We start from the raw sequence: 9,059 nt of genomic DNA, 5'->3' as shown, positions 1-9,059 counted from the left end.
GCGACGCCGCCGCCCTCGTTGTGTCGCTATATACGTCCCACTAAACAAAACTGTCAACGCTAAAATAACAAAATAGCCAAACTTTCTTTCCACAGCGAAAACCAAACAATTTTACCAAACATTAAGCAAACAAACCATCCCGATTCTAATCACGGCCTCGCAGAAGAAACCCAGCCCATGCGTTCACCAAGGCTATCTGCGAGCGCGCGCATTCGTTTGCCCATAGCTTCCACCATGTCAGGTCGCGCCTCTGCAGCCATCATAGAAAGGGCAATGCCTGCGGCTGGGTGGAACGGACGATCGCAGATCGCAGCACCAATGCAGAACATGCCTTCACGCAACTGTCCGTCATCAAGCGAATAACCCTTCGCTTTAACCTCGGCCATTTCAGCTTCCAGATCCTTCAACGATTGCACACTTGAAGGCGTAATCGGCTGCGGCCACTCAGATGGAAGATGGCGCGCAAGCTCCTGCGGGGACATTGCCGCGAGCATTGCCTTGCCGGTGGCCGTAAAAACGGCCGGTACACGCATCCCGATGCGGAATGTGATGCCGAGAGGCGCCGTCGAGTTGCGGCAGGACAGATAGATGACTTCCGGACCCTCCAGATGCGAGAGCGTCAATGTATAAGCGCCAAGCCCTTCGGCTTCTGCCACCACATCATGAAAAGCATCGACAATATCGCTGTCGGCCAGAAAGACATTGGCCCAACGCACCGATTGCGGCCCCATTGTATAGCTTCCATCACTGTTGAGCTTCAACAGCTTCAGATGGGTCAGTGTCTGGCAAAGCCCATGAACGCTGCTTTTGGGTAATTTGGTTTGACGAACGATATCCGAAAGTTTGAGCCCATCACGGCTCCCGGCAACACAATCGAGAATCTGCGTCGCCCTCACCACTGCTGGAACCAGCTTCAAGGAACTTTCATCATCGAGTACAGTTTTGTCCATATGCCCTCTTCAGCCAACCGACAGATGAATTGACTTTAGCTCTGTCGGCTGATTTATTCAGTATATCGTATAGCGTTCAATATATTGAACCGCCCTTTGACGCAACACCGGGATGGAACATCAGATATGATTGCCTTGAAAGATAAATCGCTGCTCAAATCGCAATGCCTTGTGGACGGCCGCTGGATTGACGCCGCCGATGGCAAAACCATTGATGTGACCAACCCTGCGGACGGCTCCCTTGTTGGCACTGTTCCCTCCCTGTCGGTCGATACTATTAAAGAAGCAATCAACGCTTCGAACAAGGCGCTTCCTTCATGGGCCGGCAAGACCGCTAAGGAACGCGCAGGTATCTTGCGCAAATGGTTCGATCTGATCGTCGCCAACGCCGATGATATTGCTCTTATAATGACATCGGAACAGGGCAAGCCACTCGCCGAAGCGCGCGGTGAAGTTATTTATGCCGCTTCCTTCACCGAGTGGTTCGCCGAGGAAGCCAAACGCGTCTATGGTGACACGATCCCTGCCCCGCAAAATGGGCAACGTCTCACTGTTATCCGCCAGCCAGTCGGCGTGACCGCTGCAATCACCCCATGGAATTTTCCAGCGGCAATGATTACTCGTAAGGCAGCACCTGCCCTAGCCGCTGGCTGCACAATGATTGTCCGTCCCGCCGATCTCACTCCGCTGACGGCTCTCGCCCTTGGTGTATTGGCGGAAAAGGCTGGAATTCCAGCAGGCGTTCTGCAGATCGTGACTGGCAAAGCACGCGAAATCGGTGCTGAACTCACCAGCAACGAGATTGTGCGCAAACTGTCCTTCACGGGCTCGACCGAAGTCGGCCGTCTTTTGATGGCGCAGTGCGCACCGACCATCAAGCGTATTTCACTGGAGCTTGGCGGCAACGCACCCTTCATCGTGTTCGATGATGCGGATATCGATGCTGCAGTTGATGGCGCAATGATTTCGAAATACCGCAACGCTGGCCAGACCTGCGTTTGCGCCAACCGCATCTATGTTCAACGCGGCATCTACGACAAGTTTGCTGAAAAGCTGGCAGCCAAAGTGAAAGAGCTGAAGGTCGGCAATGGCACCGAACCGGGTGTCGTCATCGGACCGATGATTGAAGAAAAAGCCATCACCAAGGTCAAAGCGCACATCGAAGACGCTGTTTCCAAGGGTGCGAAGCTCATCACAGGCGGCAAGGAACTGGGCGGTCTGTTTTTTGAACCGGGCATTCTGACCGGCGTGACTTCCGACATGATTGTCGCCAAGGAAGAAACCTTCGGCCCGCTTGCACCGCTCTTCACCTTCGACACGGAAGAAGAAGTCATTGCCATGGCCAATGATACGATCTTCGGTCTGGCTGCCTACTTCTATACAGAGAACTTCAGCCGCGCGATCCGGGTCAGCGAAGGTCTGGAATATGGCATGGTGGGCCACAACACTGGACTGATCTCGAATGAAGTCGCACCTTTCGGCGGCGTGAAACAGTCGGGTCTTGGGCGCGAAGGTTCGAAATACGGCATCGAGGAATATCTCGAAACCAAATACATCTGCAGCGCTTACAAGCGTTAAAAATCGCTCTCTTTCGATGGAGCACTTCCAGCAAAAGTGCGAAGCGGTTTTGCGCGGGATAGTGCGTAAAGACAAAAACGAGAGCCGTTCTGACATTTATTTTTAAACCAGAACTGCTCTCGCTTCCGTAGAAAGCAGATTCAAAAAAGTGGCGCGCATTGTTCGCGCCACTTTTTTTATTTATAGACGACGCAAACAATCCTTGGGTGTTTGCCCGCAAAAATCCGGAAAACTTCATGCTGCGCCGACTTTATGACTGGACGATCTCGCTTGCTGCCCGAAAGTCTGCCGAATATTGGCTCGCTTTCATTGCTTTTGTAGAAAGCTCAGTTTTTCTCGTCCCAGCTGATGTGCTGTATCTGCCGATGGCGCTCGCCCGCCCCGAGCGGGCCTATCGCTATGCTTTGGTTGCAACCATATTTTCCGTTCTTGGCGGCATCGCAGGCTGGTATCTCGGCTACCATGCCTATGAGCAGGTCGCTAAACCCGTATTAGAAATGTATGGCAAGCTCGACACATTTGAGCAAATGCGCGGCACGACCAGCGCTGACATGATACTTCTGATGCTCATCACATCAGGACTGGCCCATTTGCCGCCTATCAAGGTGGTGACGATCCTATCGGGTGCCGCTGGCATCAACATCTGGCTGTTTATTGCATCGGCAATCGTGGCTCGCGGCGCACGCTTCTTCTTCCTTGCATGGCTGTTGAAGCGCTACGGTGAACCGATCCGTGGTTTTATCGAAAAGCGCCTCGGCCTTCTGGCTGGGCTGGTTGCCGTGGTGCTGATCGCGATGTTCCTGGCGGTTAAATATCTCCACGCCTGATTCTGCCTCAAGTCGGTCAAAATAAACTGATTGGAGACAAAGCAGCAATTTGGCTTATCTGCACCAAAGAGCATTTCCAGCAAAAGTGCGTGAGCTTTCTGCGTGAGGATAATGCGATTAAATAAATACTGAGAGCCGCTTCAGGGAATTTCTTATGGCATTTGCACTCAACAAACCGGTCGGCAAAATTCAGGCTTGGTCCGCTGGCATCATGACAGTCGGATTGGCCGCAACCGTTGGAACCGCTCTCGGCTTCGAGCATCTGGCTGGGTTCATGCCCTGCAAGCTCTGCCTTGAAGAGCGTACGCCATATTATATCGGCGTTCCCGTTCTTGTTGCGGCCTTGGTTTCCTATCGCTTGAAATGGCCTCCAATCCTGACGCGCGGCCTGATCCTGATCGGCGCGCTGCTGATGACCTTTGGTCTGGCGCTTGCCATCTATCACACAGGCGTCGAGCTAAAATATTGGCCGGGTCCGGCTGATTGCAGTGCAGCGACCATGAAAGTGACGCTAGATGCAGGCAATCTGCTCGGCGATCTCAACGCGACCCGCCCACCAGCATGTGACAGTGCACCAGGCTTTTTCCTTGGCCTGTCTTTTGCCGGATGGAACGTCGTCGCAAGCCTGCTCTTTGCAGCGATCGGCTACTACGGCGCTTTTGCAAAAGCTGGGAAGTAAGAGCGATTTCTGAGGGAATTGTTCTTTCTACAGCATGTCGCAGAATAGTGTCTGAATCAAAAAGCGGCAGGCCGTGGCGAAAATGGTGATTTTCGAGTACCGAAGCGGAGTGTACTTTTGGGTACATGAGCATCGGAACGCAGACAAATCGCAATTTGCAGACCGGCTTGGCGACTTTTGGAACAGACACTAAGGCTCTAGTTCGACATCCCAATACAGAAAGTCGAGCCAGCTGTCGTGGAGATGGTTGGGTGGGAAAAGGCGCCCATTATTGTGCAGATCCTGCACAGTGGGCGTGACCGGCTTCTGGCGCGGCCACATATGCGCCTGAGCCGGCATCAAGCCGCCTTTGCGCAAATTGCACGGAGAACATGCGGCGACCACATTTTCCCACGTCGTCTCGCCGCCATGGCAACGCGGGGTGACGTGGTCGAAAGTCAGATCGTGCAGAGAGCCGCAATACTGGCATTCGAAACGATCACGTAGAAACAAATTGAAGCGCGTAAACGCCGGATAGCGCGGTGGCTTCACATAATCCTTCAAGCAAATCACGCTGGGAACGCGCATAGAGAATGAGGGGGATGATACGATCTGGTCGTATTCCGCCACAATATGCACGCGCTCGAGAAACACCGCTTTGATCGCGTCTTGCCAGGACCAGAGCGACAAAGGGTAATAGCTGAGCGGACGATAATCCGCATTGAGGACCAGCGCGGGTAATCCACTGCTCGACACGGTCCGGGGAGAGACGGCTACATTCAAGGGCGCACCTCCTTCAGAGCAACTCCGAAAGGAAAAGTGCGAATGGCTTTCCATGCGGAATTGCGTTCTTCATCGAAGCGCCGCGCGTCCATTCTGGGCGCAACCTACGACGCTCCGATCTTGTGAAAGCGGCAAGTGCGATAGGCAGGATATCAAGCTTCTGCGAATCGAAATGCCGTCATCACCTGATGCGAATAATGTAATCCCGACGTGACAGGATTGTGAAGCGGAAACGCATTTATGTCCCCGGAAACACGCAAGATTTACAGAAGCGGCGCCGCCTCGCGGCCTTTGATTGCAGCGTAATATGCCCAAAACAAACGCGCTGCCACGCCACGCCATGGCGCCCAATCTTCCGCAAGCAGACGAAGAGCTGCGGCATCCGGCCGTGTTTCATGCGCAAAAGCGTGACCGACCGCAGTTTGCAAGGCGACGTCGCCTGCCGGAAATACATCTGGATGACCGGCTGCAAAAAGCAGGTAAACCTCAGCGGTCCAGGGGCCGATACCCTTGATCGCTGTCAATGTCTTGATCGCTTCCTCCGCAGGCAGTTCGCAAAGTCCATGCAGGTCAATCGCCCCTTCTGCCAAAGCTTCACTCAGCGCAAAAAGCGTTCTTTGCTTCGGACGCGAAAGCCCGGCAAATCGCCACGCTTCTTCGCCGCCCGCAATGTATCCCTCCGGCGTCATAGGATCGACCACCTGCTTGAACCGTGCCCAGATCGCAGCCGCACTCGCGGTTGAGACCTGTTGTGCGACAATAATTGAAGCAAGGCTTTCAAACCCCGGCTCGGATCGGCGAAGCGGCACTTGCTGAGAACGGCTGCGTATATCGACCAGTCGCGCATCGACCAGCACCAGTGCCTCAAGCCCGGCCTCAATATCGCTCAATGTATCGATCCGCAGCATAAGATGGCCTTTCATTTCATTAACTTGCAAAGTACCAATACCGTCAAATGACAATCAACTGACATGATCATGACAAAACCTGTTTTCCGCTTTGCCCCTAGCCCCAATGGCCAACTGCACCTTGGTCATGCCTATTCCGCCCTTCTCAACGCAAGCATGGCGAACGACTGCGATGGTCGCTTTCTTCTGCGTATGGAAGACATCGACACCGCCCGTTGCACGCCTCAACTCGAACAGGGCATCTATGATGATCTCCATTGGCTTGGGTTAAAATGGGAACAGCCGGTGCGTCGCCAGTCGGAGCATTTTGGCGAATATCGCAACGCATTGACCAAGCTTGCCGACAAAGGTCTCGTCTATCCCGCCTTTTTGAGCCGCACAGAAGTGCGCGAACAAATCGGCGAAGCGCACGCCAAAGGCAAAGAATGGCCGTCCGATCCCGACGGTACGCCGCTCTATCCTCAGGGCGAACGAAACCTGAGCGAAAAAGAACAAATGGAGCGCATTGTTTCTGGTGCACCCTATGCATGGCGGCTCAATATGGAAAAGGCGCTTGCAGCCACAGGCAAAACACTCTTCTGGAACGAAAGCGGCAAAGGCCCAGATGGCGAGACTGGTCGCCTACCCGCGGACCCCACGCAATGGGGCGACGTGGTGATTGCGCGCAAAGATACACCCACCAGCTATCATCTGTCAGTCGTGGTGGACGATGCCCTTCAAGGCATCACTCATATTGTCCGCGGACGCGATCTTTTTCATGCAACATCCGTACACCGGCTGTTGCAGAACCTACTCAGTCTGCCGGAACCGCATTATCATCATCACGATCTGGTGCTGGGCGATGATGGGTTGAAACTCTCCAAAAGCCGCAAGGACACCGCACTTGCATCTTTGCGCGAACAGGGCTTTACGCCTGACGATATACGCGCAAGACTATCACTTTAAAGACCATTTTCGCCGCAGCGTCACAGATGATGTGCCCGCGGGCCGATTGACGTAAGCGCGCTAAAGCGGTTCAAGGATGCATGAAGCTGGCGTTGAAAGACACTGGCGGTATTGTTTTATATTGAAGGAGGCGGAGCCATGGGTAACGTAACAACAAATAATTACGTTGAGATTGAAGGCTTGCGTGTTGCCCCCGAACTGGTGGAATTTCTGGCCAAGGAAGCCGCACCGGGAACGGGCGTGGAACCAGAAACATTCTGGAAGGGCTTCGCAGCCATCATCCGCGACCTCGCGCCGAAGAACCGCGCACTCCTCAAAAAACGCGACGATCTGCAAGCCAAGATCGATGCCTGGTACAAAGAAAATCGCGACAAGGATTATTCGCAAGCTGATTATCAGCAGTTCTTGAAGGACATCGGCTATCTCCTGCCGGAAGGCGGAGAGTTCAAGGTTTCAACCGCCAATGTCGATCCGGAAATCATGCATATCGCCGGTCCGCAGCTTGTCGTTCCGGTCATGAATGCACGCTATGCGCTCAACGCTGCCAATGCACGCTGGGGATCGCTCTATGACGCGCTTTACGGCACCGATGCTATCTCTGAAGATGATGGCGCTGAAAAGGGCAAAGGCTACAACCCGAAGCGCGGTGAAAAAGTCATCGCATGGGCCAAGAATTTCCTCGACGAAAGCGCACCCCTCAATGCGGGCAAATGGGCCGACGTCTCAGGCCTTTCCGTCACGGACGGCAAACTCGCTGTAACGCTTGCCGACGGTTCGAGCACCGCCTTGAAGGACGGCAGCCAGTTCAAGGGATATAATGGCGATGCAGCGGCACCGACCAATGTGCTGCTGGCCAAAAACAACATGCATGTTGATATCGTAATCAATGCGGACAGCCCGATCGGCAAGACCGACCCGGCACATATCGCAGACATGGTTCTGGAATCGGCCATCAGTACGATTCAGGATTGCGAAGATTCGATCGCTGCTGTTGACGCCGAAGACAAGGTTGCCGTTTATCGTAACTGGCTCGGTCTCATGAGCGGCAAGCTCGAAGACACCTTCGAGAAGAACGGCAAGCAGATGACGCGTCGCCTCAATGGCGACCGTAGCTATAAGGCTGCCGATGGTTCCGAACTTACCCTCAAGGGTCGTTCGCTGATGCTGGTTCGTAACGTTGGTCACCTGATGACCAACCCGGCGATCATCGATGCAGAAGGCCATGAAGTGCCGGAAGGCATTATGGATGCGGCCTTCACCAGCCTGATTGCACTGCACGACATCGGCCCGAATGGTCGCCACCTGAATTCACGGGAAGGCTCGGTCTATATCGTCAAGCCGAAGATGCACGGCCCGGAAGAAGTGGCATTCGCCAATGAAATCTTCACCCGCACCGAAGAGTTGCTCGGCATGAAGCCGAATACGCTGAAGATCGGCATCATGGATGAGGAGCGCCGCACCACGGTCAATCTCAAGGAAGCAATCCGCGCAGCAAAAGAACGTGTGGTCTTCATCAATACTGGCTTCCTCGACCGCACTGGCGACGAAATCCATACGTCGATGGAAGCTGGCCCGATGATCCGCAAGGGCGACATGAAGCAGGCCGCATGGATTGGCGCTTATGAGCAGTGGAATGTCGATATCGGTCTTGAGTGTGGCCTGTCCGGCCATGCACAGATCGGCAAGGGCATGTGGGCCATGCCGGACCTGATGGCTGCGATGCTGGAACAGAAAATCGCTCATCCGAAGGCTGGTGCGAACACCGCCTGGGTGCCATCGCCAACCGCTGCAACATTGCACGCAACACACTATCATCAGGTTGATGTGGCTGCCGTTCAGGACAAACTCAAGAGCCGCCCACGCGCCAAGCTCGATGATATCCTGTCAGTGCCTGTTGCCAGCCGTCCAAACTGGACGCCGGAAGATATTCAGAAGGAAATCGACAACAACGCGCAGGGCATTCTCGGCTATGTCGTGCGCTGGGTTGATCAGGGCGTCGGCTGCTCGAAAGTGCCGGACATCAACAATGTCGGCCTGATGGAAGACCGCGCAACGCTGCGCATTTCCGCTCAGCACATCGCAAACTGGCTCTATCACGGTGTGGTTTCGGAAGCGCAGGTCATGGAAACCATGAAGCGGATGGCCGCGGTCGTTGACAAGCAGAATGAAGGCGACGCGCTTTATCGCCCGATGGCCGCAAACTTCGACAAGTCAATTGCCTTCCAGGCTGCCTGCGATCTGGTTTTCAAGGGCCGCGAACAGCCGAATGGCTATACTGAGCCTGTTCTGCATCGCCGCCGTTTGGAACTGAAGGCGCAGGGCTGATACCAATATTGTAGAAATAGTTTGGCTGCGGCGGGAGAAATCCCGCCGCATTCTTTTGTCTGCTATCCTGAATAACGCTTGACTC

The 9,059-nt window shown here is 54.3% G+C and carries 8 protein-coding genes; 5 read left to right on the top strand and 3 right to left on the bottom strand.

Going from position 1 to position 9,059, the window contains the following annotated elements:
- Positions 1-149: 149 nt before the first annotated feature.
- Positions 150-950 carry an IclR family transcriptional regulator gene (locus QBD00_RS22685; protein ID WP_095447282.1) on the bottom strand — a complete coding sequence of 267 codons (801 nt, stop codon included), beginning with the start codon at positions 948-950 and terminating at the stop codon, positions 150-152.
- 126 nt (positions 951-1,076) lie between these two features.
- On the opposite strand from QBD00_RS22685, the gene QBD00_RS22680 reads away from it, so the two are divergent.
- The 3 genes from QBD00_RS22680 to QBD00_RS22670 all read left to right on the top strand — a co-directional run bounded on the left by QBD00_RS22680 (position 1,077) and on the right by QBD00_RS22670 (position 4,034).
- The gene (locus tag QBD00_RS22680) at positions 1,077-2,528 is read left to right on the top strand and encodes an NAD-dependent succinate-semialdehyde dehydrogenase (RefSeq protein WP_318580590.1); all 1,452 of its coding nucleotides are present in this window, start codon (positions 1,077-1,079) and stop codon (positions 2,526-2,528) included.
- Positions 2,529-2,764: 236 nt separating this feature from the next.
- On the top strand, positions 2,765-3,355 hold the full coding sequence (locus QBD00_RS22675) for a YqaA family protein (RefSeq protein WP_095447284.1): 591 nt from the start codon (positions 2,765-2,767) through the stop codon (positions 3,353-3,355).
- A 154-nt stretch (positions 3,356-3,509) separates the two neighbouring features.
- Entirely contained in the window at positions 3,510-4,034 is a 525-nt protein-coding gene (locus tag QBD00_RS22670) for a disulfide bond formation protein B (RefSeq protein ID WP_095447285.1), read from the top strand.
- Positions 4,035-4,223: 189 nt separating this feature from the next.
- Here the strand turns inward: QBD00_RS22670 and QBD00_RS22665 are convergent, their stop codons facing one another.
- Together QBD00_RS22665 and QBD00_RS22660 are read right to left on the bottom strand one after the other, a co-directional pair.
- A complete protein-coding gene (locus tag QBD00_RS22665) occupies positions 4,224-4,796 on the bottom strand; it encodes an HNH endonuclease (protein WP_095447286.1) in 573 nt (190 codons plus the stop codon).
- 263 nt (positions 4,797-5,059) lie between these two features.
- Positions 5,060-5,704: a DNA-3-methyladenine glycosylase gene (locus QBD00_RS22660; protein WP_318580592.1), complete on the bottom strand. Its 645-nt coding sequence runs from the start codon at positions 5,702-5,704 to the stop codon at positions 5,060-5,062.
- A 69-nt stretch (positions 5,705-5,773) separates the two neighbouring features.
- Between QBD00_RS22660 and gluQRS the strand changes: the two genes are divergently transcribed.
- Positions 5,774-6,649, top strand: coding sequence for a tRNA glutamyl-Q(34) synthetase GluQRS (gene gluQRS, locus QBD00_RS22655; RefSeq protein WP_318580589.1), 876 nt, complete (start codon positions 5,774-5,776; stop codon positions 6,647-6,649).
- Positions 6,650-6,787: 138 nt separating this feature from the next.
- On the top strand, positions 6,788-8,974 hold the full coding sequence (locus QBD00_RS22650) for a malate synthase G (protein WP_318580588.1): 2,187 nt from the start codon (positions 6,788-6,790) through the stop codon (positions 8,972-8,974).
- The last annotated feature ends 85 nt before the right edge of the window (positions 8,975-9,059 follow it).

Source organism: Ochrobactrum sp. AN78 (genome assembly GCF_029909885.1).
Taxonomy (GTDB): Bacteria; Pseudomonadota; Alphaproteobacteria; order Rhizobiales; family Rhizobiaceae; genus Brucella; species Brucella quorumnocens.
This window is presented reverse-complemented; position numbering and strand designations above follow the sequence as displayed.